This is a genomic window from Vibrio sp. JPW-9-11-11 (genome assembly GCF_013369335.1).
In the GTDB taxonomy this organism is placed as follows: domain Bacteria; phylum Pseudomonadota; class Gammaproteobacteria; order Enterobacterales; family Vibrionaceae; genus Vibrio.
In genome coordinates this window covers 432,073-457,775 of record NZ_SZQJ01000004.1, presented here as the reverse complement: position 1 = coordinate 457,775, position 25,703 = coordinate 432,073, and the positions used below count along the sequence as shown (strand labels likewise).

The 25,703-nt window shown below is 46.5% G+C and carries 26 protein-coding genes; 4 read left to right on the top strand and 22 right to left on the bottom strand.

Annotation, left to right across the window (positions count from 1 at the left end; all coding sequences use genetic code 11):
- Nucleotides 1-93 precede the first annotated feature (93 nt).
- Nucleotides 94-2,217 (bottom strand): fatty acid oxidation complex subunit alpha FadJ, encoded by a 2,124-nt coding sequence (gene fadJ, locus FCU94_RS04675; RefSeq protein ID WP_176287376.1) that lies wholly within the window; start codon nt 2,215-2,217, stop codon nt 94-96.
- Nucleotides 2,217-3,524, bottom strand: a complete 1,308-nt coding sequence (gene fadI, locus FCU94_RS04670) for an acetyl-CoA C-acyltransferase FadI (RefSeq protein WP_176287375.1) — start codon at nt 3,522-3,524, stop codon at nt 2,217-2,219. The genes fadJ and fadI overlap by 1 nt, the downstream gene beginning before the upstream one ends.
- A gap of 632 nt (nt 3,525-4,156) precedes the next feature.
- Between fadI and FCU94_RS04665 the strand changes: the two genes are divergently transcribed.
- The 4 genes from FCU94_RS04665 (at nt 4,157) to FCU94_RS04650 (ending at nt 8,615) form a co-directional block, all read left to right on the top strand.
- Nucleotides 4,157-4,663 (top strand): sigma-70 family RNA polymerase sigma factor, encoded by a 507-nt coding sequence (locus FCU94_RS04665; RefSeq protein WP_217906374.1) that lies wholly within the window; start codon nt 4,157-4,159, stop codon nt 4,661-4,663.
- The gene (locus tag FCU94_RS04660; protein WP_176287373.1) at nt 4,656-5,387 is read left to right on the top strand and encodes a DUF3379 domain-containing protein; all 732 of its coding nucleotides are present in this window, start codon (nt 4,656-4,658) and stop codon (nt 5,385-5,387) included. Before FCU94_RS04665 ends, FCU94_RS04660 begins: the two co-directional genes overlap by 8 nt.
- A 265-nt stretch (nt 5,388-5,652) precedes the next feature.
- Nucleotides 5,653-6,990 carry an outer membrane protein transport protein gene (locus FCU94_RS04655; protein WP_176287372.1) on the top strand — a complete coding sequence of 446 codons (1,338 nt, stop codon included), beginning with the start codon at nt 5,653-5,655 and terminating at the stop codon, nt 6,988-6,990.
- Nucleotides 6,991-7,307: 317 nt separating this feature from the next.
- Nucleotides 7,308-8,615: an outer membrane protein transport protein gene (locus tag FCU94_RS04650; protein ID WP_176287371.1), complete on the top strand. Its 1,308-nt coding sequence runs from the start codon at nt 7,308-7,310 to the stop codon at nt 8,613-8,615.
- Between the two features lie 47 nt (nt 8,616-8,662).
- Here FCU94_RS04650 and FCU94_RS04645 read toward each other — a convergent pair whose 3' ends face one another.
- The 20 genes from FCU94_RS04645 to FCU94_RS04550 form a co-directional block, all read right to left on the bottom strand.
- On the bottom strand, nt 8,663-9,424 hold the full coding sequence (locus tag FCU94_RS04645; protein ID WP_176287370.1) for an MlaA family lipoprotein: 762 nt from the start codon (nt 9,422-9,424) through the stop codon (nt 8,663-8,665).
- 65 nt (nt 9,425-9,489) lie between these two features.
- Nucleotides 9,490-10,710: a c-type cytochrome biogenesis protein CcmI gene (ccmI, locus tag FCU94_RS04640; protein ID WP_176287369.1), complete on the bottom strand. Its 1,221-nt coding sequence runs from the start codon at nt 10,708-10,710 to the stop codon at nt 9,490-9,492.
- Nucleotides 10,710-11,192: a cytochrome c-type biogenesis protein gene (locus FCU94_RS04635; RefSeq protein WP_176287368.1), complete on the bottom strand. Its 483-nt coding sequence runs from the start codon at nt 11,190-11,192 to the stop codon at nt 10,710-10,712. The genes ccmI and FCU94_RS04635 overlap by 1 nt, the downstream gene beginning before the upstream one ends.
- On the bottom strand, nt 11,189-11,743 hold the full coding sequence (locus FCU94_RS04630) for a DsbE family thiol:disulfide interchange protein (protein ID WP_176287367.1): 555 nt from the start codon (nt 11,741-11,743) through the stop codon (nt 11,189-11,191). The genes FCU94_RS04635 and FCU94_RS04630 overlap by 4 nt, the downstream gene beginning before the upstream one ends.
- The gene (locus tag FCU94_RS04625; protein WP_176287366.1) at nt 11,743-13,701 is read right to left on the bottom strand and encodes a heme lyase CcmF/NrfE family subunit; all 1,959 of its coding nucleotides are present in this window, start codon (nt 13,699-13,701) and stop codon (nt 11,743-11,745) included. The genes FCU94_RS04630 and FCU94_RS04625 overlap by 1 nt, the downstream gene beginning before the upstream one ends.
- Nucleotides 13,698-14,183: a cytochrome c maturation protein CcmE gene (ccmE, locus tag FCU94_RS04620; RefSeq protein ID WP_176287365.1), complete on the bottom strand. Its 486-nt coding sequence runs from the start codon at nt 14,181-14,183 to the stop codon at nt 13,698-13,700. The genes FCU94_RS04625 and ccmE overlap by 4 nt, the downstream gene beginning before the upstream one ends.
- Entirely contained in the window at nt 14,180-14,386 is a 207-nt protein-coding gene (ccmD, locus tag FCU94_RS04615; protein WP_176287364.1) for a heme exporter protein CcmD, read from the bottom strand. The genes ccmE and ccmD overlap by 4 nt, the downstream gene beginning before the upstream one ends.
- A gap of 2 nt (nt 14,387-14,388) precedes the next feature.
- Entirely contained in the window at nt 14,389-15,141 is a 753-nt protein-coding gene (locus tag FCU94_RS04610; RefSeq protein WP_176287363.1) for a heme ABC transporter permease, read from the bottom strand.
- Between the two features lie 100 nt (nt 15,142-15,241).
- Nucleotides 15,242-15,910 carry a heme exporter protein CcmB gene (gene ccmB / locus FCU94_RS04605; protein ID WP_176287362.1) on the bottom strand — a complete coding sequence of 223 codons (669 nt, stop codon included), beginning with the start codon at nt 15,908-15,910 and terminating at the stop codon, nt 15,242-15,244.
- A gap of 1 nt (nt 15,911) precedes the next feature.
- Nucleotides 15,912-16,532 (bottom strand): cytochrome c biogenesis heme-transporting ATPase CcmA, encoded by a 621-nt coding sequence (gene ccmA, locus FCU94_RS04600; protein ID WP_176287361.1) that lies wholly within the window; start codon nt 16,530-16,532, stop codon nt 15,912-15,914.
- A gap of 185 nt (nt 16,533-16,717) precedes the next feature.
- On the bottom strand, nt 16,718-17,212 hold the full coding sequence (locus tag FCU94_RS04595) for a DUF2802 domain-containing protein (RefSeq protein ID WP_176287360.1): 495 nt from the start codon (nt 17,210-17,212) through the stop codon (nt 16,718-16,720).
- Complete coding sequence (locus FCU94_RS04590) at nt 17,212-17,706, bottom strand: chemotaxis protein CheW (RefSeq protein ID WP_004413313.1); 495 nt, start codon at nt 17,704-17,706, stop codon at nt 17,212-17,214. Before FCU94_RS04590 ends, FCU94_RS04595 begins: the two co-directional genes overlap by 1 nt.
- Before the next feature lie 37 nt (nt 17,707-17,743).
- Nucleotides 17,744-18,781 (bottom strand): chemotaxis protein CheW, encoded by a 1,038-nt coding sequence (locus FCU94_RS04585; protein ID WP_176287359.1) that lies wholly within the window; start codon nt 18,779-18,781, stop codon nt 17,744-17,746.
- Nucleotides 18,774-19,550, bottom strand: a complete 777-nt coding sequence (locus FCU94_RS04580; protein WP_176287358.1) for a ParA family protein — start codon at nt 19,548-19,550, stop codon at nt 18,774-18,776. The genes FCU94_RS04585 and FCU94_RS04580 overlap by 8 nt, the downstream gene beginning before the upstream one ends.
- 9 nt (nt 19,551-19,559) lie before the next feature.
- Nucleotides 19,560-20,669, bottom strand: a complete 1,110-nt coding sequence (locus FCU94_RS04575) for a protein-glutamate methylesterase/protein-glutamine glutaminase (RefSeq protein ID WP_176287357.1) — start codon at nt 20,667-20,669, stop codon at nt 19,560-19,562.
- A 24-nt stretch (nt 20,670-20,693) separates the two neighbouring features.
- A complete protein-coding gene (locus tag FCU94_RS04570) occupies nt 20,694-22,901 on the bottom strand; it encodes a chemotaxis protein CheA (protein WP_176287356.1) in 2,208 nt (735 codons plus the stop codon).
- A gap of 9 nt (nt 22,902-22,910) precedes the next feature.
- The gene (locus FCU94_RS04565; RefSeq protein WP_176287355.1) at nt 22,911-23,630 is read right to left on the bottom strand and encodes a protein phosphatase CheZ; all 720 of its coding nucleotides are present in this window, start codon (nt 23,628-23,630) and stop codon (nt 22,911-22,913) included.
- A 39-nt stretch (nt 23,631-23,669) separates the two neighbouring features.
- The gene (gene cheY / locus FCU94_RS04560) at nt 23,670-24,038 is read right to left on the bottom strand and encodes a chemotaxis response regulator CheY (RefSeq protein ID WP_006879571.1); all 369 of its coding nucleotides are present in this window, start codon (nt 24,036-24,038) and stop codon (nt 23,670-23,672) included.
- Between the two features lie 52 nt (nt 24,039-24,090).
- A complete protein-coding gene (locus FCU94_RS04555) occupies nt 24,091-24,819 on the bottom strand; it encodes an RNA polymerase sigma factor FliA (protein ID WP_176287354.1) in 729 nt (242 codons plus the stop codon).
- Entirely contained in the window at nt 24,812-25,699 is an 888-nt protein-coding gene (locus FCU94_RS04550) for a MinD/ParA family protein (RefSeq protein WP_176287353.1), read from the bottom strand. Before FCU94_RS04550 ends, FCU94_RS04555 begins: the two co-directional genes overlap by 8 nt.
- Between the last annotated feature and the right edge of the window lie 4 nt (nt 25,700-25,703).

Genomic DNA, 25,703 nt, shown 5'->3' with positions numbered 1-25,703 from the left:
TCCTTTTGAGCAAATTAGAGTTGTTTGTTATTGATAATAACTCTCATCAACAAAAAAGGCGAACCATTCGGTTCGCCAGTTGCTAAGCTACGCTCAAGAATAGAAACGCGCATCCATGCCAGCACGGGTCAATAGACCATCACAGGGTGCAAAGCGATCGCCATATTTCTGCGCATGCTCGTTCATGATTTCGACGAGCTGTTTAGTGCCAATCTGATCCATGTAACGGAACGGCCCACCGAGGAATGGCGGGAAGCCAATACCAAAGATAGCGCCAATGTCGCCATCACGTGGACTGCGAATGATGCCTTCATCGAGACAACGTACCGCTTCGTTTAACATAGGTAACACACAACGCATCGCTACCTCTTTTTCGGCCATTTTCGACTCAGGCGATAAACCTAATAACTTGTACACCGACTTATCGACTTGTTTCTTTTTGCCTTTATAGGTGTAAAAGCCTTTGCCGCTCTTACGACCTTTGCGGTTGTCATTGAGCAACTTATCGAACACATCCGGCCCTTGGAACCGCTCGCCCAGTTCCGCCACTAGAATAGGCATAATCTTAGCGCCAATATCCACGCCGACTTCATCAAGCAAAGTTATAGGGCCTACTGGAAAACCGAAGTTGAGCAGTGCGGTATCAAGCTGCTCGATAGGTTCACCGGACATCAACACTTGTGCCGCCTCGTTCATGTAAGGCGCCAAGATACGGTTCACGTAAAAGCCGGCACAATCTTTTACTACGATTGGCGTTTTGCCTTGCTTACGCGCAAACTCGACCGCGGTTGAAATGGTTTCATCCGACGTGCCTTGGTGCGGGATCACTTCAACTAAAGGCATTTTCTCGACCGGACTAAAATAGTGCAAGCCCACAACGTTCTCCGGACGCTGCGCCTTTTCTGCTATCTGATGAATAGGCAGCGACGAAGTATTGGTCGCGAATATCGTGCTTGGCTTAGCATGTTTTTCAACATCGGCCACCATCTGCTGTTTTAGAGTAAGATCTTCAAACACGGCTTCAATCACCATGTCGGTATGATTAAAGCTGGTAAAATCGGTTCCGCCCGACAGTTGCAACATTTTATTTTGCAGTTGAGCCTTAGAAAGGATGCGGCGCTTTCTCTGTTTGTCGAACAGCTTGTAATTGTACTTGAGCGCATTCAGTACACCGTCATTACTGACATCTTTAATGCGAACAGGGACTTTCGCTTTGGCAACACTCACGTGACTGATGCCTGCGCCCATTAATCCTCCACCTAGTACAGCGGTACGAGAAACCGTTTTGGGCTCAGCATCGCTACCGTGTTCTTTCTTCATCTCGGTGGTCGCGAAGAAAATCGAACGCAGCGCTTTCGATTCTGGTGTCATCACCAGTTCACCAAAACGCTCAGCCTCTTTTTGTTGGCCCTTTTCAAACCCTTTCTCAAGACCAAAGCGTATCACGTCAAGAATCGCATCAGCGGCCGGATAGTTACCACGTGTTTTCTCGCGAGTTTTCTTCGTCGCCTGTTCAAAAATGACTTTACGCCCCAAGCCAGTGTTGGCGATCAGTTTTTCCTTGGTCGACACTTTTCGCTTAGCTTTCTTACTGCCGCTCTGCTTCTCTACCAGATTTTTCGCAACATCGAGTAAAATAGTATGTGGGACCACTTGATCGACCACACCCAACTTTTTGGCCTTTTTAGCTCGTAGCTGTTTACCAGTTAAGATCATATCCAACGACGGGAGCAGACCAATCAAACGAGGTAAGCGCTGCGTGCCACCAGAGCCGGGTAATAAACCCAATTGCACTTCGGGTAGGCCCAAGCGCGTTTTGTCTGAATCAGTACACACACGATAATCACATGCCAGCGCAAGCTCCAACCCACCGCCTAAACACGGCCCATGAATCGCAGCAACCACTGGGTAAGGAAGATCTGCTAACTGTTGGAACATCTGCTGGCCTTTCTCTGCCAGTGCTTGCGCTTCTTTCGCGCTGGTGCAGGCATCCAGCATACGCACGTCTGCACCTGCAACAAAGTTATCTGGCTTAAGAGAGTGTAAAATTAGCCCCTTAAGGCTCGATTTATGCTCGGCTAATTGAGTAAAAATGGCCTCCATCTCCTCAGCAAACGCCGCTTGGAGTGTGTTCATTTTTTCCCCAGGCACGTCAATGGATAGCCAAGCGATATTCTGTTCGTCAATTGATAGTTTAAATGCTGTTTGCTCGCTCATTATTCAACCTCCAATACCATTGCTGCGCCCAAACCACCTGCTGCACAAGCGGTATTCAATGCCAAACCACCGCCTCTACGTTTAAGTTCTCTCAACGTTTGAGTGATCATCCGAGCCCCAGTCGCGGCAAATGGGTGTCCATAAGCAATCGAGCCCCCTAATACATTGAACTTATCCATATCAATCTCACCGATGCCTTTCGAACGCCCCAGTTTCTCTTGCGCAAACTTATCGCTAGCGAACATTTTGACATTGGAGAGTGTTTGCGCTGCAAACGCTTCATGCATATCGATCAAAGTTAAATCGGCAAGCGCGATGCCAGCTCTGTCGAGCGCAATTGGTGTCGCGTACGATGGGCCCATCAGCATATCGCTCTCAACGCCAATCGCAGAGAACGCGTAAGAGCGAATATAGCCCATGATGTCTAAGCCTAACTCTTTCGCCTTACCTTCACGCATCAACATTATCGCTGCCGCACCGTCGGTCAGCGGGGTACTGTTTGCAGCGGTTACGCTGCCGTATTGCCGGTCAAAGGCTGGTCGCAGTTTCGCGTATCCCTCGATGGTTGAGTCTTCGCGAACATTGTTGTCTTTACTAATCCATTTTTTGTAGGGTTCAGGAAACGCCGTCATGACCTCTCCTTCAATTTTCCCCTCTCGCCAAGCTTGAGCCGCCAGAGTGTGCGAGCGATGCGCCAGTTCATCTTGCGCTTGACGTGTAATCCCATGAGACTTAGCCATCTGCTCTGCAGTTTGACCCATTGATAGCCCAGTCGAGTACTCAGCAACTGCCGGCGGAACAGGCATCAAATCTTTGAGGGACAGGGTTTTGAGTATTTTTAGTTTTTGTCCGACTGTTTTGGTTTTACTGAGTGCCAGCAGATTCGCCGCCAACTTTTTTGATACCCCAATCGGTAACACAGAAGAAGAATCCGCACCACCTGCGATCCCAATATCAATCGTTCCCGCCATGATGCTCTCAGCGACATTCACCGCCGACTGAAAACTGGTGGCACAGGCTCGTGTCACACTGTAGGCATCGGTATGAATGTGCATGCCTGTACCCAACACAATTTCGCGTGCAATATTTGGCGCCTCAGGCATTTGAACCACTTGGCCAAACACCACTTGCTCTATCAACTTAGGATCGATCTCTGTGCGAGCAAGCATATCGCTCACGACCATTTTGCCGAGATCAACTGCTGGAACTTGGCTAAATTCTGTACTTTGACGTGCAAACGGCGTTCGCAAACCAGCGACAATCGCGACACGTTCTCCTGAGCGAGTTTTCACTTCCTGCTTGCCCATTGTTGCTCCTTAATTTATTAGAGGTCTGACCAGGCTCATTGTAACGAGAATGTTAATGCAATCAAACGCTCGTTTGAATAAACGTGACTTACGCCAGATTCCCCTTACCACTATCAAGTAGCAAGGTCAGCAGGCATGTCAGATAATTTATGTCTAAACAGGAAAAGCAGGCAAAAAAAAACCACACAGAACTGTGTGGTTGGAATGTATAAAGCAATTAACTTACGCCAATTGAAATAATCAGTTTCCTGATTAGGAGAAAGTAAAGTCAGCCTTCAAAAGGAAGTGTCATCTTGCTCAACTTGTCAGTGTAAACACCGACTAGATGACAGGTGTTACTATAACCGTTAGAGTTGGCTAGATTTTGAAATAGATCAATTTTAAGTGGATTTGTCTACGACAATCGAAATTTAGCCTATGTTTGAGCGTCTCAAATCATCAAAGCCTATGCTTTATCTTACTAGTGAAGCGACCAAATCGAGCTTAAACACCTATTTAACTAAAATTAAGCATTCAATAAAAACAATGATGAGATATTACCACGAGTGACCTGGCGGGTTTGCAAGGAGGACTGAGTGTCTATTACCCACTTTTTTGGAAAGAAAAAGTCTACTACTCCGGTCAACTCGGATATGGACAGACAAAGAAAATACGAAGCGCTAGTCAGAGCTTACCACAGGGACCTGTTTCGATATGCTTATTGGTTATGCAAAGATCAAAGCATTGCGGAAGACTTGGTTCAAGAAACCTGTTTAAGAGCTTGGAAATCACTCGACAGCCTTCAAGATGAAAAAGCAGCGAAGTCATGGTTGATCACCATATTACGCCGAGAAAATGCGCGCCGTTTCGAACGCAAACAGTTTGATCTGGTAGATATCGATGACCATGGTAATGATGCCAAGGTCAGTGACGACCCACACCATCAAACAGAATGGATTCAAGCGCAAATCATGAAACTGGAACAAGAGTATCGTGAACCACTTTTTCTTCAAGTTGTGGGCGGATTTAGTGGTGAAGAGATTGGTGAGATTTTGGATCTGAACAAAAATACGGTGATGACTCGCCTATTTCGAGCCCGGAACCAACTCAAAGAAATGTTGGATACAGATACCAAGCAGAGAGGGCAGCAAAATGGATGAGTTAGAATTCCGTCGACGCATCATGTCCGACCCCAAATGTCGCGACAAAGACATCGTTGCGGCGATACAAACGAGTGACAAACACAACCAGTTCGCCGACGAAATTGGCGAGCTAGACAAAAAAATAGCCAAAGCGATGCTCGTGGATGTGCCCGATGATCTGGCCGATCGAATTCTGTTCAACCAGACTTCGTCACTTGAAGAGCAGACCGTCATTCGTCCAACGTTTGCGCGCAAAGCGATGGCCATGGCAGCATCAATTGCGTTTGTCGCGGGATTACTAGTTGGTCAGGTCAACTGGGGCAACATTGTTGTCACTCCTGCCGAAGCGAGCCTAGCCTCTACAGCGATCAAACATGTCGTGGATGAGAAACCGTTTGTTGAACATTTAGATGAACAAGTGCCCTCTTCGCAGATCAACGCCAAGATGGCTCCCTTTGACCACCAGTTAGCGGCCAACTTTCCATATCATGTGTACTACCTCAACCATTGCGGTTTTGGTCAATCCAACGCGCTACACATGGTATTTCAAGGGCAAAAAGGCAAAGTGACCCTATTTTTAACTGGGATCTCCGCCGAGCAAGCTGTCGACTTTAATCAAGAGGGTATGTCAGGGGTTATTGAACCAATGGGCAATAACAGCTTAATCTTGGTCGGTGAGCAAGGTGAAAATGTGGCGATCATCGTCCAAAAGCTGTCATCAATCATCAAACCGTCAATTTAACAAAATAGCAACATTTTGTGATCGCCATCATGGCTTGGATATTTCGTCCAAGCCAATTTTTTAGCACAAAATTAGAGCACAGACTCTAAAAAGACCATTTTTGCAACACTTTCCTGCCAGATATACATCATTTCCATAATTTTATCGCCCAAGTTGGCAATGGTCGGATTTCTATATCTTATACTTGAGCTTAGTATCAGCCACCACTGAGCTTTTGCTCAAATAATATCGCCCAGCAGAGGCGAAGAGAAAAGGAAAAAGCAAAATGAACAAGACGCGTCTGTTTAAAAAATCACTATTAGCAGTGACCATTACAACCGCCACTCTCGCCTCGCAGCAAGCTCTCGCTGCTGGCTTCCAACTAAATTCACAGTCAGCTACAGGCCTTGGTCGTGCTTTCGCTGGTGACGCGGTTATCGCCGATAACGCATCAGTGATGTCTCGTAACGCAGCTGCGATGTCGCTATTTGACCGTACTGAAGTCTCTCTAGGTTTCAATATTATTGATTCGAAAGTAAAAGTTACGGGTTCGGAATTTACTACAAATGGTACAGAACTGAACGCACTTGCTACTGACTCAACTCAAACGATTCCAGACACCACTAACAATGCAACGTCTGTTATACCAAACTTTTATTTAGTGCATCCAGTTAATGATAAGTTTGCAGTTGGCTTCGGTGCTTACTCAAATTTTGGGACAACTAACGAGTTCGATAGTAATTGGGGAGCTGGTTCAAATGTTGACCATTTAGACCTTGGTGGTGGTCCACTAGTTACAACACCTGGCGCTGATGCTTTCGGCGGTGTAACCAATGTTACTACTATGAATATTTTGTTGGCTGCATCATATCGGATCAACCAACAATGGAGCATCGGTGGTGGTCTAGATATTATCTATGGTGAAGGCGAGCTAAAAAGACAATCTCCGGGTACCCAATCTCAAGTTTCTAACATCCCTTTGACAGATGACTTAGTTAACGTCGAAGCAGATACATGGACGCTTGGGTTTAATATTGGCACAGTCTATGAGTTAGACGAGAACAATCGTTTTGGCCTGAGCTACCACTATAGTCCGGAGAAAGAGGTCGGCGGTACAGTTTCTTACAATGGCGACTCAAATATTGGTGATCTTAAGATCCCATTGCCTGATATGTTTGAGTTCTCGGGTTACCACCGTATCGAAGACACTAAGTTTGCTGTCCACTACAGTGTCCAATGGATTGGTTGGAGTGACTTCGACCGTTTGGTTACAACAAACGGTACAGAAATTAAAGAATACCAATGGCAAGATACTTTCCACTACTCAATTGGTGGTACCTACTACATCAACCAGGATTGGGAAGCGCGCGTAGGTTATATGTTTGATGAAGGGGTACAGGATAAGCTGACATCAGTATCGGTACCCGATTCGGACCGTCAATGGTTCTCAGCTGGAGCTACTTATCATATTAATAAAGATCAAGCTTTTGACTTTGGCTTTACGTACTTGGTAGGTAAAGAAAAGAAAGTTAACGACACTATCAATGATGGCATCTTAGTACTTAATACAACAACCAAAGCGACAGCGATGTTGTTTGGTGCACAATACACGCATAAATTCTAAACTCAGCTAACACTCATATAATCCTAAGGCCAGCATACGCTGGCCTTTTTATTGGCTAACCCTATGCCACTACTCAGTATCTTGCGGCCAAACGCTTAATTCTAGCGTACAAGTGTACTCGCAAAGGTTTTTATTCAACACATGTGTACGCTGAAGTATTGAAACACTTCTTTAACAAGCAGCACCTTTCACTACCAAATTAACAATTGCAATATAAAACTCCAAAAACATCCAATACGGTGTTTTTAATTTTTAAAGTAATAGCTCTAACTTTATCATCATGCCACCGATATAGAATCAATTCAGCGAACATTACAATGAAAACCAATAAGACTCTTCTATCTCTCGCAGTAGCGTGCGGTCTAGTGACAACGTCAACGTCCATTCATGCTGCTGGTTTCCAGTTAGCGGAATACTCCGCCACCGGCCTTGGCCGCGCTTACGCTGGTGAAGCTGCGATAGCCGACAATGCGAGTGCGCAGTGGCGCAACCCAGCGATGCTGACTCATTTAGAAGGCACACAAATCTCTGTTGGGGCTATTTATGTTGATCCGAATATTGATGTGAACGGCACTGTTGACGGTTCTAAGTCAGCTAGTCCTTTATTGCCAACGTCAAATGCTTCTTCATCTGATTTTGCACACGATGCTATCATTCCTAATCTTTACATCTCACATCGCTACAATGATAAAGTGGCCGTCGGCTTTGCGCTTGGTACTAACTATGGCATGGAAACGGACTTAGGCAATGATTTTGCTGCCTCACATTTTGGCAACGAAGCAAGCGTGATGACGATGGAAGCCAACCTAAACCTCGCTTACCAACTCAACGAGCAGTTCAGTATCGGCGGCGGTGTCAGGTATGTTATGGGTGAAGGTAGTTTTGGAGCTAAAACACCTCAATACAACGTGTTGTCGGCAGCCAAAGGAACAACCCTTAAATATATGGAGGGAGACGATACCGCATTTGGTTGGCAAGTAGGTACCGCCTGGCAAATCAACGAAGACCACCGAGTCGGCTTCGCCTATAAGTCCGCCGTAAAGCTCAACCTTAAAGGTTACGCCACAGGATTGGGCTTTAACATTGCCCTTGCCAATGCGCGTGACAATGGTTCAATGAGGCTGGAGCTTCCCGCAACGGCAGAGATAGCCAGTTTCCACCAACTAAATGATAAGTTGGCTATCCATGCCAGTGTAAACTGGACAGATTGGAGCAGCTTCGAAAAACTGGAGGCCGAACTGAACACCTACGGCACCAAAATGGTTAAAGAAGAAAACTGGGAAGATAATTACCGCTTTGCACTCGGTGCAACCTACCAATTAGACTCTAAGCTTGCTCTTCGTACCGGTATTGCTTACGACACTTCAGCGGTTAGCGATAAGAACCGCACCATTACCATTCCCGAAACCGACCGTACTTGGTTAAGCTTGGGTGCTAGCTATGAAGTGAGTAAACAGTTCACTCTTGATGGCGGTATCACTTATATCCTTGCCAAAGACGCTCCTATTAAAGAATCGCGTGGCTACACTTCTGATGACGCAGCACAGATTGTAGCTGGTGAGTTTGTCGGCGAAGTCAGCGGAAGCATCTGGCTTATCGGTATTCAAGCCAACTACACCTTCTAAACTCACTTGAAACAAAAAAGGCTTGGGTTCACCAAGCCTTTTTTTGTTTAGAAGTCATCAAGATAATCATCGAGATAGGCTTCTTCTTCAGCATCATAGTCATCGGTTTCGACTTCAGCTTTGAAGTCTTGATGCTGAATATAGACGTCTCGCGTCAGAGCATAGGGGTCTGGAGAGTTATCTAACATCGCCTCTTGACTGACCAACGCAGCACGACTTTCCATCCCTTCAAGGGCCCACTTACCTAGACCTGCCCAGATGTTGAGAAAGGAGAGCGGTATATACGTGCTATCGACGAGATCCGCGCTTTCTCGCACTGTCCAAGGACCATAGCCTGGCACCATCACATAAGGCCCATGGCCTACCCCATAGTGACCAACAGCATCACCAAATGCCTTTTCGCTATGATCCGTGATCCCAGCTTCTGAAGCAACATCAAACAAACCACCTAAGCCCAAGGTCGTATTGATCCAAAATCGATTGAAATGGTCTAACGCTTTTCCGCCATTGCCCATAAGTAAGTTATTGATCATACTGGCGGGTTCATCTAGATTGCCAAGAAAATTGCTGATGCCCGAACGAATTGGGCTAGGAACGTAATTGACATAAGCCAACGAGACTGGTCGCACAAAATAGGGATCAAGATACTCGTAGTTTATCGTCCACATTGAACGGTTGAATCCTTCAATGGGGTCCCAAACTTGCGCTTCACTTGACACACCGTCTTGTTCAACGGGTAACGATGCACACCCTGATACCACTAACATTGTACACAGCAAAAGCCAGTGCTGCGGTTTGATAATTTTCATTATTATGATATCCATTAAAAAAGGCTGATGTCACCACCAGCCTTAGTCGTCCTGATAATCAGTCTCTACTGGTACTGATTATTAATTACCACTTCAACGGGTTCGCCCATTCTAACGGCTTCGCTCTCACCAAACCAGTCCCCCTGTTTGGTTGCGACGTTTCCATCACTATCTATACGTACTCGCACTAGCAAAGAGTCAAGGGATGAGAGCTTACGCTCTTGCAGCATACTATTGCCATCGTCGAGTATCACAGTACGAGGGAAGGTTCCAACCGGATATCTCGCAGCCGCAACTGGCATTGGCGATCCATCAGCAGAATGAATCGAAACAATGAGCGCTGCGTTCGGGTCGGCTGTCACCTCTTTTCCAAGTTGAATGGTCACTGAAACCGACTCGCCAGTTCCGATTTGCTGACCCATTTGCTTCTGTGCATTCTCGATACTGCGTGAAAGCATTTCGTAACGGCTATCCTCTGGGCCAATCATTTGTTGCATGATGGTCCAGTAACGTACCGCGGCAGCATAATCTTTGCGCTCAAACGCATCAAAGGCAAGTAGCGAGAAAACCCGTAAGTCGACATAATCTTGCTGAACCAACTTACCCAAGATATTGCGGGCCTTATCTTGGTCAACATCATCTTGTGAAAGCATCAACGCTTGCGCATAGCCCAACATAACATCGGTGTCTTCTGGCTCTAATCTATACGCTTTTTTCATTGAGCCAATCGCGGTATCTACATCACGGTTAGCTAACGCAATTCGACCCAACAGTAACCAACCGGTCGAGTCATCGGGTTGATAATGAAGCCGAGTACGCAGAGCGAGCGTAAGGTCTTGCATTTCATCGTCACTCAAAGCAGCGCCTTGAGGCGACATCAGTTTCTTCGACAAAGCTGGTAAGTTAGCACTCACCTCTTGCCATTCCATGACATCTTGCGAAGCACCAAACTTGAAATAGAGCCCGTAAGAGAGCACAACGACGAGCAAAGCAGACGGTAATATCACCGTCAGCGGTGAAAACGAGTTCTCTGCGATTTTGTTTTGATCAGTTGGAATATCATCAAGCAGTGATTGCTTTAAGTCTTCAATCAGTTCTTGTTGATCCTCAACTAAGCCTTCATCGCTCTCTTCTTCTAGTTCTTCAAGCCGATCCTTATAAAAAGCTTTATTAAGCTCGTCACGCAAGGCGGCATCATTATTGGCTTTTTGTTTGATAAACGGCAGCGCAATCAAGAGTATGCTGATCGCCACTAGAATGATCGAAGCTATCCAAAATAACGTCATTACTGCTTATCTCCATCATTCTGTTCATCGAGCAACGCCTTAAGACGGGCTTCTTTTTCGTCGTCCCACTGTTGCTGGCTTTTGGTCATTTGAGCACCTGTTTGACGACTCCGCACAACGATAAATCCAAAGCCAAATAACACCACCGCTAGCGGGCCTAGCCAGAGAATCGAAGTCGCCAGTGTAAAAGGAGGATTGTAGGTTACAAAGTTACCGTAACGCGCGATCATGTAGTCTACAATCTCTTGCTTAGACTTACCTTCTTTGGTCATCTCGTACACTTTATGACGTAAGTCTACCGCAAGCTCGGCATTAGAATCTGCGATAGTATTGTTTTGACATTTAGGACAACGAAGCGTGTTTCCCAGCTCTTTAAACTGTTGTTCTTGCTCTAAACTCTCAAACTCGTAGACTTCAATCGCGGCGTGAGCAGAAAGCGCCAGCAATAAGCTGATCGTCAGCGTTAATAACCACTTTTTCATTGTTTCGCCTCCTCAAGCATTGCTTGATACTTAGGCTTAAGTATTTCATTCCAATTACGCGGGTTGACATCCCCTACATGGCGATACCGAATGATGCCATTGGCATCAATAAGGAACGTCTCTGGCGCACCGTACACTCCGAGATCTAACCCGAGCATGCCGTTACCATCAAACAGGCTAATCAGATATGGGTTGCCTAAATCGTTAAGCCAACCGACGGCTTTCTCTCGGTCGTCTTTATAGTTCATACCAATAATCTTCACCCCATCTGAGGCCAGCTCATTTAGGTATTGATGCTCAGCGTAACAGGTAGGACACCAAGTCGCCCAAACGTTGAGCAGCAAAGGCTCTCCTTTAAAAATCGCTTGGTCGTAAAGCTTCCCAGGTTCTGCTAAGTCTTCTAGGCGAAAACTCGGTACTGGTTTACCCACCAGTACCGACTCGAGTTTAGTTGGATCATCACCGTGCTGATTCTTGATAAGTTGAGTGGCGAAAACCGCCACCAAACCAAGAAACGCGACCAGTGGAATAAACAATAATTTCTTATTCATTACGCCTCCTGAGCCTTGGCACTTTTTCTGAAACGGTAACGTTTATCACTAATAGCGATCGCACCGCCTAGAGCCATAAGTAACGAACCAGCCCAAATCCAACGAACAAACGGCTTGTGATAAATGCGTACAGCCCATGACTTGTTGTCATCCAAACGCTCGCCCAAAGCAATGTACAAATCGCGAGTGACGCCTCGATCTATCGCCGCTTCGGTCATCATCGAACGTGCCGTGGTATAAAAGCGCTTCTCTGCGTGCAACGTATTGATATAGCGGCCATCTAAGGTAATTTCAAAGTCAGCGATATAGCCATCATAGTTTGGACCGTCTTTATCGCGCACGCCTTGGAAGTAGAAATCGTAACCTTGAATTTGGAAATTCTCGCCAGGTGCTAAACGAACATCACGCTCGATACTGTAGTTTTGAACCATGGCGATACCGATTATGCTCACCGCCAATCCCAAATGACCTAGCATCATTGCCCAGTGACTTCGCTGAAGCTTTTTCACCCCTTCAAGGAACGTGTGTCTGTGAGTCGCTCGTTGATGCAATTCATAACCGTGCAACAATATGATCCACCATGCCATTACCCAGCCCAAATAGGCCATAAATAGGAAATGATCAGAGAACAGCAGCACACATACTGCGGCCAGTGAGAGCGAAGCAACACCCGATAGCAGCATAGGTTTGGCCAGTTTCGCCAAGTTATCGCGCTTCCAACGAACCAGAGGCCCAATGCCGAGTAAGAAGGCAAACGGAATCATTAACCAGGCGAACAACATGTCAAAGAAAGGAGCGCCAATAGACACTGAGCCTAGACCTAACTGTTTATGAACTAGCGGCAGTAAGGTACCCACTAACACCACGACTAGCGCAGCGATCAGCAGCACGTTGTTGCCAAGCAACGCATTCTCACGCGATACAAGGTCAAAGTTACCACGCACACGTACCGACGCCCCTTTAACTGCGAACAGCAGCAACGATCCCCCAATGACAAACACAAGGAAGCCGAGAATAAACATCCCACGCGCAGGATCAGAAGCAAATGCGTGCACCGACACTAAAATGCCCGAGCGCACCAAGAAAGTCCCCAGTAAGCTCAGTGAGAATGCAGAGATTGCCAGTAGAACAGTCCAAGCTTTAAACGTACCACGCTTCTCTGTCACGGCTAACGAGTGCATCAGCGCGGTACCGGCGAGCCAAGGCATAAATGAGGCATTCTCAACTGGGTCCCAGAACCACCAGCCTCCCCAGCCGAGCTCATAATACGCCCACCATGAACCAAGCGCGATACCCAGTGTTAAGAACAGCCATGCGGCGGTTGTCCAAGGACGAGACCAGCGCGCCCAAGCGGTGTCTAAACGGCCAGTCATTAGTGAGGCAATCGCAAATGAAAACGCCACGGAAAAACCAACATAACCCATGTAAAGCATAGGTGGATGGATGATTAAACCAGGATCTTGAAGAAGCGGGTTCAAGTCGCGGCCATCAACTGGAAAGAACGGCAATGTACGCAAGAACGGGTTAGAAGTTAGGATGATGAACAGCAAGAACCCTACCGTGATCATGCCCATCACCGCTAACACTCGCGCGACCGACTCCTGTGGCATGCCACGGCTAAATGAGGCCACGGCCACCGTCCAGCCAGCCTGGATCAGTACCCAAAGTAGTAATGAGCCTTCGTGCGCTCCCCAAACCGCCGTTAGGCGATAGTACCAAGGTAACTGGCTATTTGAATTGCTAGCAACGTAATTCAGTGTGAAATCATTGACATAAAACGCCCAAAGCAAAATGACAAATGACAGCGCGAGTAATAAAAACATTCCCCAAGAAAGAGGTCTGGCACTATTCATTAATAGTGTGTTGTTTTTTGATGCTCCGACTAACGGTAAGAGACTCAATAATACCGCTAGCGCTAAAGAGATGATCAGCGCAAAGTGACCGATTTCTGCAATCATTGACCACTTCCTTGTATTTGTTGTTCGGTATATTGAAGCGGTTCATGTGTTTTCTTCATCGCTTCCGCAATCTCAGGTGGCATATACTCTTCGTCGTGTTTTGCCAGTACTTCGAACGCTTCAACGGTCGTTGCATCTTTTAAAACACCCTGAGCGACAATACCCTGCCCCTCGCGGAACAAATCTGGAAGAATACCGTTGTAAACAATAGTGACCGACGGGCCAACATCGTGCAAATCGAAAGAAACACGCAAAGATTCAGGGTCACGCTTGACTGAACCAACCACGACCATACCGCCAATACGCAGACGCTGACCAACTTCAGGCTTCGTTCCATCAGGTTTGCCGTTAACCAACTCCGTTGGGGTATAGAACAAGTCCATATTTTGGTTAAGAGCATAAAGCATTAGGCCTATTGTGGCACTAATACCAATAAAGATCGCAAGAACAATGCCGAGCCTCTTTTTACGTCTTGGGTTCATAATGTGTTCTCCAAATTTTTCGCCGCATCAATACGCGCCTGTCGTTCGACTTTGGCTTGTACCTCGTTGAGTAAGCGGCGTCCACGCCTAACGCTCACCCACAGTAAAATCAACATGGCGCCAAATGTAATACCAAATGCGCTCCAAACATAGCCGGCATAACCGCCCATGGCTAAGAAATCACTCAAAGATTCAAAATGCATAATTAGTTACCTCTCTGAGATGCGGCTTGTGCCAGCTTCAACACCCAAGGGCGATGACTCTCTTTATTTATGATCTCGTTGCGCAGCCGAATCATAGTCACCGCACCAAAGAAGAATGCAAAACCAAAAATATTGAGTAACAGTGGCCATAGCATGTCACTCGAAATCGATGGTTTCTCAAACTTAGTGATGGTCGCCCCTTGGTGTAGGGTGTTCCACCACTCAACAGAAAAGTGGATGATAGGTAGGTTGACGACACCCACAATGGCAAGAATCCCCGCCGCCTTTGAGGCTGTTTTCTGATCATCAAACGCGTGGTAAAGGGCAATCACCCCTAAATAGAGAAACAGCAGAATCAACTCGGAAGTTAGACGTGCATCCCATACCCACCACGCTCCCCACATAGGCTTACCCCATACCGCGCCAGTGAGCAAAGCGATAAAAGTGTAGACCGCACCAATTGGCGCCATCGCAGATGCTGCCATATCTGAAAGACGAACTTGCCATACGATGCCAATAAAAGCCGCTATCGCCATCGACATATACACGCCCATAGACCAAATAGCAGAAGGAACGTGAATATAAATGATTCGGAAACTATCGCCTTGTTGGTAATCGGAGGGGGCAAAGGCTAGGCCCCATACCGTGCCTACGGAGAGACACAATAGGGCTAGCATTGAAAACCAAGGGAGTAACTTTCCACACAGTTGATAAGCGGATTCCGGTTTGGCATAAGGATGGAGCCATTTCCACATTGTCGTTCTCACTCTTACTTCAGTTTCGTTTAACGTGGGCTAAACAAATTATTGTTTTTGTAATATACATAAAGGGAAAATAACTGCTGACCGCCAGCAATTAATTGACACTCACTCGTAATGCGGCGCTGATCGCAAATGGCGTTAACGTCATCGCACCCATTAGCATGGCGCCTAAAATGGCTAGCTGGCCGTTATACGCCATTCCTAACGAGGCAGCATCAATGGCCGAGGTGGCAAAAATCAAAATTGGGATATACAACGGCAGAACCAACAAACTGAGTAACACACCGCCCTTTTGCAGACCAACCGTCAAAGCGACACCGATAGCACCAATAAAACTTAATGTCGGTGTACCAATGAGTAAGGTCGACACCACACCAAACCAAGTATTGAAATCAAGTGACAATAAAATAGACAGCAACGGGCTAATCAAAATGAGTGGCAGCCCGGTTAATAACCAGTGCGCGATCACCTTAGAGATAACCACAACTGGAAGCGGGACCGGCATCAACATCATTTGCTCAAGTGCACCGTCCTGGAAATCATCTCGAAAAAGCCGTTCAAGCGATAGCAGCGCAGAAAGTAAAGCCGCTACCCACACAATACCTGCGGCAATTCTCGCGAGTAAGTTCGGCTCTGGACCAATACTGAGCGGAAATAGCGTGATAACAATAATAAAAAACCACAACGGGTTAAAAATATCGGCCTGACGACGGAAGGCGATCAATAGCTCACGTCGAATAATACTCTGCATCGTGCTCAACATCTCAATCACCCAGTTTAATTTTGCGTAGTTTTGGATTATCAGCAAACATGTCTTGGTGAGTAGTCAACATCACGATCCCACCTTGTTCGGCATGATGCAAAAATAGCGACTCCAGTACGCTCACACCCTGCTTATCAATCGCCGTCAATGGCTCGTCAAGAATCCAAAGCTTATGGTCACTCAACCATAAGCGCGCTAACGCTACGCGTCGTTGTTGACCGGCTGACAGTTGCGCCACAGGGACATCTTCACGTCCCGCTAAGCCGACTTTGGTCAAGGCTTGATAGATCGTTGGCTTATCCACCTTGTTTTTTGCGTGGACACTAAGATAAAAGCGCAAATTTTCATAGGCAGTCAGCTCGCGTTTCACTCCGGTTTGATGGCCGAGAAACAGCAACTCTTGGTGGAAAGCATCACGATTGGATTCAATCGTTTCCCCATTCCAAAGTATCTCGCCGCTATCACGATCACCCAAGCCAGTAATGATACGTAATAAGGTGGTTTTTCCGGTGCCATTTCTTCCTTCGACCTGAACTAACTCGCCGGAATCTATGGTAAAAGACAGAGATTCGAATAAAATTCTTTCATCTCTAATCGCTGTCAACTGAGATACTTCTAACATTTGGGATCACTAGATAAATTTCGAGGCTGTATCTTAACACAGCCTATTGAACTCAAAACAGAAATAGACCTATACGAATCACGAAACTAAGTAAGAATCTGTTAATATTTAATCATAAATCTTAGTAACTACCACTAAATGGTTACAATCAAATATAAAAAAGTGCCGTTAGGCACTTTTTATCATTAACGTTTTCCGCTTGTCTTACGGCTGGCGAGTTTGCGACGTTGAAGGCCGCTTTCGAGAGGAGGGATTTTTTCTTTGCCCGTCAGCTTATTTTGCAATGACAGCATTAACTCAGCTTCTGCTTTTGGCAGTTCACACTCTTCAATCAATTCATCTAGATCAGCGCCCAGTTGAACCATTTTGCTGGCTCGAGAATAGAGTCGACCATCGCTGTCGGCTTGCTCTAATTCAGTGATACGCTCTCCAAGATGTTGGATCAAATCGTTTTGTTCACTGACCTTTTGCCCCAATCCAACCACAACAGAACGCACTTCTAGCAACTGTTTGTTGGTTTTTTGTAGCTCTTTGTCTAGATGACGGTTTTGTTGGCGCAAGTGCTCGGCGGATCTCGTCTGACTCTTTTTGAGCCGAAACATCACAAATAGCAACAGCAATATGACTAAAACAACCGCCCCGGCGATGACCGGAGCATTTGTCATCCAACTGATGTCCATTATAGGTGAGCCATCTCATCCCACTCTTCATCGGTGAGCAGTTTGTTTAAATCAACAAGAATTAATAGCTTGCCATCTCGGTTGCTGACGCCTTGAATGAACTTAGCACTTTCATCTGTGCCAACACTTGGCGTGGTATCGATTTCTGATGAGCGTAGGTAAACAACTTCAGCAACGCTATCAACCAAAATGCCAATCACTTGGTGCTCAGATTCGATAACAATGATACGGGTGTTATCGGTAATCTCGCCTTCCATTAGACCAAAGCGTGAACGCGTGTCGATCACGGTCACTACGTTACCACGAAGGTTGATAATACCTAAGACATAATCAGGTGCACCTGGAACTGGAGCAATTTCGGTATAACGCAATACTTCACGCACTTGCATCACGTTGATGCCATAGGTTTCTTCTTCAAGCTGGAACGTCACCCACTGAAGCACTTCGTCGTTAGACTGCTCTTTTCTTACTTCTACTTCATTAGTTTGAGACATACCTTATCCTCTCTAAGCCTAAATCGGCATAAATGTTCTAATTATCTAATGCTTTAACATCAAGTCCTGCATTAAGCATAGCTATCAATGCTTCAACGTGGATCAAAGCACACATTTTTTCTTTCACCATTCCAGCGAGCCAAGGTCTCTTCCCCGCCGTTTCGCGCCAGCGAACCATTGCTGGATCTAATGCTTCAGTCCCCATCAACTGAGTTGAAGCTAGTCCCCACATGCTTTCGCCAAGCATCACAATATATTGATAATTCTCTTTATAGGAATCATCTTTAAGCTTCTCGCTCATAACCCACTTGGCTGTATCGACAACATCCAGTTGGGATTCTCTGCTGGTTTGTAGACCGAGATACCAATCTGGACGGCCGATTAAGTGATTCATCTCAGCAGTGCGATGTATTCCACCCAATTCATCCAACGGAACGGCAAAAGTGACATCATTAACGTCAAAATACAGCACCTGAAACTCCACATCGCGCTGCGTCGACTGCCAACTATTGAGATCACTATCCCCAGCTTTCGTTTCAATGGCTTGATCTACTTCGAGCAGTTGATCATCGACCAAATCAACTTGGGGATCAACATCGATATCCACTCGGGGTTGGACAGTTTCAACCTGTTGTTCGACCTCAGTTATGGTTTCGACCTGAGGCTCTGCAATGTCGACGGCGATATCTACCGCTGGCTCGTCTATATCCCATTCCTGAATCTCGTCAACTGCGATCTCCGGCTGAGCTTGCGCTATTTCAACCGTGTTCTGCTCCATCACTTGCTCAAGTTCAAGATCAGCGACTGGATTGGTCGTCTCTAGCTGTTTGAGTAGTCGCTCGACATCTTCGAGATCTGGCACTTCGACTTCTTCGGTCGGCAAGTGAAAATAGCTTTTTTCTTCAACCGACTGCATCATAGGTGCAAGTTCAAGCGAATCATTTTGTGCCACAGCAGCAAGCGCTGGCTCTTGTGCGCTCTCGTGAGGTTCGAATTCCTCCACTACCTCTTCTAGTAAAGCAGAAAAGTAATCATCAAGAGCTTGTTCACTAGATAGCAATGATTGGCTAGTCATCGATGGCTAACCTCTCTAGAAAAATCAACAATTGCTTATAAGCAAACACACCCCGGCTTCCTGAAGCGAAATGTGAAACAGGCAGGTGTTTCAAGCTTGCATCGCGAAATTTAGTGTCAATAGGAATAGCGGATGACCAGACCTGATCTGGGTAATCTTTCTTCAACTGCTGTAAGGTCTGTAAGGATGCACGCGTGCGCTTGTCGTACATAGTAGGCACAATTGTGACATTGAAAGATTTATTGCGCGACTTTTGCATGATCGCTAGTGTTCGAACCATGCGTTCTAAGCCTTTCATTGCCAAAAATTCGGTTTGGACTGGAATTAAAATTCGATCACTGGCTGCTAATGCATTGACCATCATGACGCCCAAGATCGGCGGGCAATCAATAAGTACATAGTCGTAGCGTTCACGAATTGCCATTAGTGCTCGTTTAAGAATTAACCCCATACCACTGCGATTACCCATCACCCTATCTAGCGTCGCTAGCGACATGTGTGCGGGAATAATGTCTATACCCTCGATATCTGATTTCATCACCAGTGGCATCACCGACTGAGCGGTATACTCTTTGAGTTGGAACAGGTCGAACAGGCTAAAAGGCACGCTGTCAGAATCGTAACCTAGATAGGTCGTCAGCGATGCATGTGGATCGGTATCAACAAGTAGTACGCGCTTTCCTTGTTTACTTAACAAACCTGCTAAGGTAATCGTCGTCGTCGTTTTACCGACGCCACCTTTTTGGTTTGCTATGCTCCATACAATCATACGTACCCTCTATGCTAGGCCTACTTCGACTAACATACGCTCAGCGATCCTATCAAGTGGCAGATCTTCACTTGAAATCCCAGCTTTCGCGACAGCTTGTGGCATGCCATAAACAACGCAACTCTCTTCATCTTGCGCCCAAATAGTAGCCCCCGCACTTTTTAGCATACGCGCGCCTTCTCGCCCATCTGCCCCCATACCAGTAAGAACCATAGATAGAACTTGATTAGCGTAAATCTTGGCTGCACTTCCAAAAGTCACATCAACACAAGGTTTGTAATTCATGCGTTCACCGCCGTCGATCACACGCAGCTTGGCAGAGCCGGGCCGACCATCAATCATCATTTGCTTGCCACCTGGGGCTAAGTACGCCACACCCGGTTTTAGTACATCGCCATCTTCCGCTTCTTTGACCTGTATCTTACATAGCGAATTTAATCGACTCGCAAATGCTGCCGTAAACGTCGCTGGCATATGTTGGATTAACACAATTGGATGCGGATAGTTAGCTGGCAGTTTAGTTAGAATTTTTTGCAGTGCGACAGGACCGCCAGTAGAGGTTCCGATCGCAGTCAACTGATACTTTTTACCTGATGATTTAAAGCGTGTTGCAACCGCTGGTTTAGCGGCAGGTGATAGCCTAGTCGCCGGGCGCAAGGTACTCGAACTATCAGGACGAGCAGGAGTCGCGGGGCGAGCGATGGCACGGCGCATTGAGGCACGCTTTGAAGCAATCTGTATCACGCGTTGTTGGAGCAGAGTAACGGCTTCGTCACGATTACGGGCGATGTCTTCAAACTTTTTAGGCAAAAAGTCTAGTGCGCCCGCTTCGAGCGCATCTAAAGTGGCTTTAGCGCCGTCATGGGTCAGCGAAGAGAACATCAAAATGGGTACCGGGCTCTTCGCCATTATTTCACGTACCGCAGTGATGCCATCCATCACTGGCATTTCAATATCCATTGTTATGACGTCAGGCTTGATTCGCAGTGCTTTCTCTACCGCCTCTTTACCGTTAGTCGCCACATCAATGACTTCTAAACGGGCGTCTGAGTTGATAATTTCACTCACTCGGCGGCGGAAAAAACTTGAATCATCAACAACTAATACTTTGATCGCCATATTTGTCCTTCTTTATTTCGCGACTTAGATTCGCGAAGCAGCGGCATACTGCTTAAGCAAATCAGGCACATCCAAAATAAGTGCTATATGACCGTCACTTGTAATGGTTGCACCTGCCATACCTGGCGTACCCTGGAGCAAGTTGTCCAATGGTTTAATCACCACTTCTTCTTGTCCAATAAGAGTATCCACAACAAAACCAACACGCTGGTTACCAATTTGAACGATGACGACATGACCGTGGCCTTTGCCTCGTTCAACGTGTCCCATGTGCGGTGCTAACCAGTTCTGTAGGTAAAATAGTGGTATCGACTTTTCACGCACGATAATCGTCAATTGACCGTCAACAACGTTGGTGCGACTCAAATCAAGGTGGAAAATCTCACTGACACTCGCCAATGGTAATGCAAATGGGTTTCCAGCCACACCAACCATTAACGTCGGCAAAATAGCCAAAGTCAGTGGAACCTTAATAGTAATTTTCGTCCCTTTACCCAATTCAGAGTCGATATCAATCGAACCGTTTAGAGTGTTGATCGCGGTTTTCACCACATCCATCCCCACGCCTCGACCCGATATGTCTGAAATCTTCTCTTTACTAGAGAAACCTGGCATGAAGATAAGGTTAAAACACTCTTTATCTGTCAAGCGCGACGCCGCGTCTTCATCCATCATGCCCCGCTTCACAGCAATTGCACGTAGCTTGTCCGGATCCATACCACCGCCATCATCAACAATGGCGAGTTCAATATGGTCACCCTCTTGTGACGCAGACAAAATGACTTTACCTGTACGCGGCTTACCTGTGGCCACACGGTCGTCAGGCATTTCAATACCATGGTCTACTGAGTTTCGCACCAAGTGGATCAATGGATCGGCCAGTGCTTCGACCAGGTTCTTATCTAGATCGGTATCTTCACCACGCATTTCGAGCGTGATGTCTTTATTAAGGCTTCGAGCAAGATCTCGTACTACGCGAGGGAAGCGACCGAACACTTTCTTGATCGGTTGCATGCGCGTCTTCATCACTGCGCCCTGCAAATCAGCGGTGACTACATCAAGATTCGATACCGCTTTGGACATTTCTTCATCATTGCTGTTAAGACCAAGACTTAACAAACGGTTACGCACCAATACCAGCTCACCAACCATATTCATGATGGTGTCTAGGGTTGAGGTATCAACACGAACAGTGGCTTCAGCTTGTGGCTTCTTCGCTTGTGTCGCAGGTGGTACAGCCTCTTTTTTAGCAGGTGGTTGAGGTGCAGCCTGAGCGGAAGGTGCAGGCGCAGCTGCCGGCTTAGCGGGTTCTGCAGGCTTAGCCGCTGGCGGCGGTGTACTTGCAGGCTTAGTCGCAGCTTCAAGCTCTTCCGGTGATGGCCCTTTACCAGAGCCGTGCAGCTCATCCAGGAGCTTTTCAAACTCTTCGTCGGTCATCAAATCGCTATCACCAGCCGCTTCAGATGGAGCAGAAGGAGCGGCTGGTTTTGATTCCGCAGGTGTGGCTTGTTCACTTTTTCCGGGCGCTTTACCTGAACCATGAAGCTCATCAAGCAACTTTTCAAACTCATCGTCGGTAATATCGCCACTGTCTTGGTTACTTGACGCAGCAGGAGGTGGAGATGCTGGTGCGTCAGAGGCGGAACTCGACGCTCCTGGTGCAGCTCCAGAGCCATGCAACTCATCCAACAATTTTTCGAATTCGTCTTGGGTTATTTCATCAATCGAACCAGCAGAGATCTGAGAAGACTCCTCTGCAGCTTCTTCAACCTGTGGTGGTTCGACTGGTGCCTCTTCGGCAACAGAAGGTTGCTCTTCAGCTACGACCGCCTCGTCTGCTGACTCCGGGTTACTTAATCGATGCAGTTCATCAAGCAGGTCTTGTTCGGCTTTAGGTAAAGGCTCTCGGTCTTGCACCGCCTGGAACTGCTCGTTAACGGTATCCAACGCTTTAAGCATCGTATCCATCAAACCGGCGTTAACTTGGCGCTGGCCATTACGCAAAATGTCGAAAACGTTCTCGGCACCGTGACAGGTATCAACCAGTTCACTCAACGCTAGGAAGCCCGCGCCACCTTTGACGGTGTGGAAACCACGGAAAATAGCATTTAATAGATCTTTATCGTCAGGGTTGTTTTCTAGCTCTACCAACTGCTCAGAGAGAAGTTCCAAAATCTCTCCTGCTTCAACTAAAAAGTCCTGAAGAATATCTTCGTCTAAATCGTAGCTCATATATTACCTCTAAAACCCAAGACTCGAGAGTAAGTCGTCAACTTCGTCTTGTGATGAAACGGCATCTTCCCTTTCTTGAGGGTTAAGAATAGGACCTTCTGGATCCGTTGCTGCTTTGTTCTTTTTATCAGTGCTTTCTTCCAACTGGCTAGAGCCAAACGCTGTCAGAATTTCGACTAGCCGACCCTCGACTTCGCTAACCAAAGTAATCACTCTGCGAATGATTTGGCCAGTTAAGTCTTGGAAATCTTGAGCCATGAGTATTTCAGTTAGCTGCCCTCTTAGCTCAGAACTGTCGCCTTCCACTTCGCCGAGAAGATCATCAATGTGGTGGCATAAGGCTTTGAACTCTGCGAGTTCAATACGACCATGCATCAGTTCATTCCACTGTGGGCGAACCTTGAGTAGTCCTTCGTGAAGGTTGTCTGCAATAGGCATACAACGATCGACGGCATCCATAGTTTTGTTGGCAGCGACTTCAGTCTTGTCAATGACGTATTGGAGGCGATCCCTTGCATCTGGGATTTCGTCATTGGCGATCTCACTCATGCGCTCATCCACGCTAAAGTGCTTGATTGACTCGTGTAAATCACGAGTCAACTCACCAATCTCTTGTAGCATTGGATTTTTTTGATTCTCGTAGATGCCCTTAACAAGAGAATCCGCTTCTTGTTGCTGGCCGCTTTCCAACAAATCTACGAGTTGCTTTGCCTGTTCTAATGAAATCATTCTGAATTGGCCTTTTAACGCTTTCTGTCAAACCCTTGACTATAAGCGCTCAAAAATTTTATCTAATTTTTCTTTTAGCGTTGCCGCAGTGAATGGCTTCACAATATAGCCGTTTACACCCGCCTGAGCGGCTTCGATGATCTGCTCGCGCTTCGCTTCTGCAGTGATCATTAGCACTGGCAAGTGCTTCAACTCATCGTCGGCACGAATATGCTTGAGTAGGTCAATACCTTGCATACCTGGCATATTCCAGTCTGTCACGACAAAGTCGAACTCACCTTTCTTAAGCATAGGTAACGCCGTTAAGCCATCATCCGCTTCTTGGGTATTATTAAAGCCCAAATCACGAAGTAGGTTCTTAACGATACGGCGCATTGTTGAGAAGTCATCAACAATAAGGATCTTCATGTTTTTATTCAAAATTGCCTCCACTGAGTTCGAGATCAGTGATGTTTACTCATTATTTTGTCCAAGCACTCAACTTAGTGCGTAGACGCTGCATTGATTGGCTTAATATTTGGCTAACGCGTGACTCGCTAACACCAATTACCTCGCCGATTTCCTTTAAGTTTAACTCTTCATCGTAATAAAGCGAAAGTACTAGTGACTCTCGTTCTGGAAGAGATTTGATCGAGTCGACTAAAGCTTGACGAAAATACTCATCAGCGACCCCTTGAAACGGTACATTCTCTTCTTCGCTGTCTTCGGGAGAAATCACATCTTCAGAGACTCCGAGATCTTCAATTCCCACCAAACGTGAACAGTTAATATCGGTTAAAATCGTATGGTATTGCTCAAGGCTAATACCCATGTGCTGCGCAACTTCTGCATCAGTTGGGTCTCGATTCAACTCACCTTCGAGCGCTGATATCGCTTGGCTAACCTCGCGGTTATATTTGTGCACCGAGCGCGGAACCCAGTCACCACGGCGAATATCATCTAGCATAGCACCACGAATACGGATGCCTGCGTACGTTTCGAAGCTCGCTCCTTTGCTACCGTCGTAGTTCTTTTGAGCTTCAAGTAGACCGATCATGCCCGCCTGAATAAGATCTTCCACTTGCACACTTGGCGGTAACCGCCCTAGCAAGTGGTGAGCAATACGCTTCACGAGCACCGAGTATTTTTCTAAAAAAGCTCGCTGACTGTTTTGGTTTGCGTATTGGTCATAGGTCAAGGCCTTATTCACCAAATGGTTCCTCTAACATCTCAGGTCTATTTAGTAAGCGTTCAACAAAAAACTCAAGATGTCCACTCGGGGTTTTCGGTATTGGCCAAGTAAGCGCTTTACTTGCCAATGAACCAATCGCTAATGCCGCAGGAGATCTTGGAAATGCATCGACAACAATTTTCTGTTTTTTCACTGCTTGTCTAACTTTATCATCCAACGGAATACATGCTACGAGCTCAAGGCTCACATTCAAGAATCGCTCTGTGACCAAGGTCAACTTTGCGAACAATTCTCGGCCTTCACGATAGCTTCTGACCATATTTGCAACGATTTTAAAGCGTTGCACCTGATGCTCTTTGCTCAACAGCTTAATTAAAGCATAGGCATCCGTAATTGATGTAGGTTCATCACACACAACGACAACTACATCCTGAGCTGCGCGTGAAAAACTCACTACCATATCTGAGATACCAGCCGCCGTATCAATGAGCAATACGTCCATTTCATCTTCTAAACTGCCAAACGCTCGGATGAGGCCGATATGTTGAGCATGAGAGAGTTCCGTCATGGCTTGAGTACCTGACGTTGCTGGGATAATGCGAATACCGTGAGGACCTTCGACAATCGCATCTTTTAACTCACACTCACCCGCCAAAACATGGCCTAGGTTACGTTTTGGTCGAATTCCCAACATTACATCGACATTCGCCAAGCCTAAGTCGGCATCCAACACCATCACTTTTTTGCCCTGACGCGCCATCGAGATGGCCATGCCCAAGGTTACGTTTGATTTACCAACACCACCTTTGCCCCCAGTTACCGAGATAACTTTAGTTAAAGACGGTTGTGTTAAGCGGCGTAGTCCGCTTGCTTGGTCTTGTATCATATTCTTTGTCATAATC

Coding starts and splice junctions, on each gene's coding strand:
- FCU94_RS04585 (WP_176287359.1), bottom strand. CDS start 18,781: ATGACTAGCCAATCATTGCTATCTAGTGAACAAGCTCTTGATGATTAC.
- FCU94_RS04575 (WP_176287357.1), bottom strand. CDS start 20,669: ATGGCGATCAAAGTATTAGTTGTTGATGATTCAAGTTTTTTCCGCCGC.
- FCU94_RS04565 (WP_176287355.1), bottom strand. CDS start 23,630: ATGATTTCATTAGAACAGGCAAAGCAACTCGTAGATTTGTTGGAAAGC.
- ccmB (WP_176287362.1), bottom strand. CDS start 15,910: ATGTTGAGCACGATGCAGAGTATTATTCGACGTGAGCTATTGATCGCC.
- FCU94_RS04630 (WP_176287367.1), bottom strand. CDS start 11,743: ATGAATAAGAAATTATTGTTTATTCCACTGGTCGCGTTTCTTGGTTTG.
- FCU94_RS04595 (WP_176287360.1), bottom strand. CDS start 17,212: ATGGACATCAGTTGGATGACAAATGCTCCGGTCATCGCCGGGGCGGTT.
- FCU94_RS04645 (WP_176287370.1), bottom strand. CDS start 9,424: ATGAAAATTATCAAACCGCAGCACTGGCTTTTGCTGTGTACAATGTTA.
- fadJ (WP_176287376.1), bottom strand. CDS start 2,217: ATGAGCGAGCAAACAGCATTTAAACTATCAATTGACGAACAGAATATC.
- FCU94_RS04610 (WP_176287363.1), bottom strand. CDS start 15,141: ATGTGGAAATGGCTCCATCCTTATGCCAAACCGGAATCCGCTTATCAA.
- FCU94_RS04570 (WP_176287356.1), bottom strand. CDS start 22,901: ATGAGCTACGATTTAGACGAAGATATTCTTCAGGACTTTTTAGTTGAA.
- FCU94_RS04655 (WP_176287372.1), top strand. CDS start 5,653: ATGAACAAGACGCGTCTGTTTAAAAAATCACTATTAGCAGTGACCATT.
- FCU94_RS04635 (WP_176287368.1), bottom strand. CDS start 11,192: ATGAAAAAGTGGTTATTAACGCTGACGATCAGCTTATTGCTGGCGCTT.
- FCU94_RS04590 (WP_004413313.1), bottom strand. CDS start 17,706: ATGTCTCAAACTAATGAAGTAGAAGTAAGAAAAGAGCAGTCTAACGAC.
- cheY (WP_006879571.1), bottom strand. CDS start 24,038: ATGAAGATCCTTATTGTTGATGACTTCTCAACAATGCGCCGTATCGTT.
- ccmE (WP_176287365.1), bottom strand. CDS start 14,183: ATGAACCCAAGACGTAAAAAGAGGCTCGGCATTGTTCTTGCGATCTTT.
- fadI (WP_176287375.1), bottom strand. CDS start 3,524: ATGGGCAAGCAGGAAGTGAAAACTCGCTCAGGAGAACGTGTCGCGATT.
- ccmD (WP_176287364.1), bottom strand. CDS start 14,386: ATGCATTTTGAATCTTTGAGTGATTTCTTAGCCATGGGCGGTTATGCC.
- FCU94_RS04650 (WP_176287371.1), top strand. CDS start 7,308: ATGAAAACCAATAAGACTCTTCTATCTCTCGCAGTAGCGTGCGGTCTA.
- FCU94_RS04580 (WP_176287358.1), bottom strand. CDS start 19,550: ATGATTGTATGGAGCATAGCAAACCAAAAAGGTGGCGTCGGTAAAACG.
- ccmI (WP_176287369.1), bottom strand. CDS start 10,710: ATGACGTTATTTTGGATAGCTTCGATCATTCTAGTGGCGATCAGCATA.
- FCU94_RS04625 (WP_176287366.1), bottom strand. CDS start 13,701: ATGATTGCAGAAATCGGTCACTTTGCGCTGATCATCTCTTTAGCGCTA.
- FCU94_RS04550 (WP_176287353.1), bottom strand. CDS start 25,699: ATGACAAAGAATATGATACAAGACCAAGCAAGCGGACTACGCCGCTTA.
- FCU94_RS04665 (WP_217906374.1), top strand. CDS start 4,157: ATGGACAGACAAAGAAAATACGAAGCGCTAGTCAGAGCTTACCACAGG.
- ccmA (WP_176287361.1), bottom strand. CDS start 16,532: ATGTTAGAAGTATCTCAGTTGACAGCGATTAGAGATGAAAGAATTTTA.
- FCU94_RS04660 (WP_176287373.1), top strand. CDS start 4,656: ATGGATGAGTTAGAATTCCGTCGACGCATCATGTCCGACCCCAAATGT.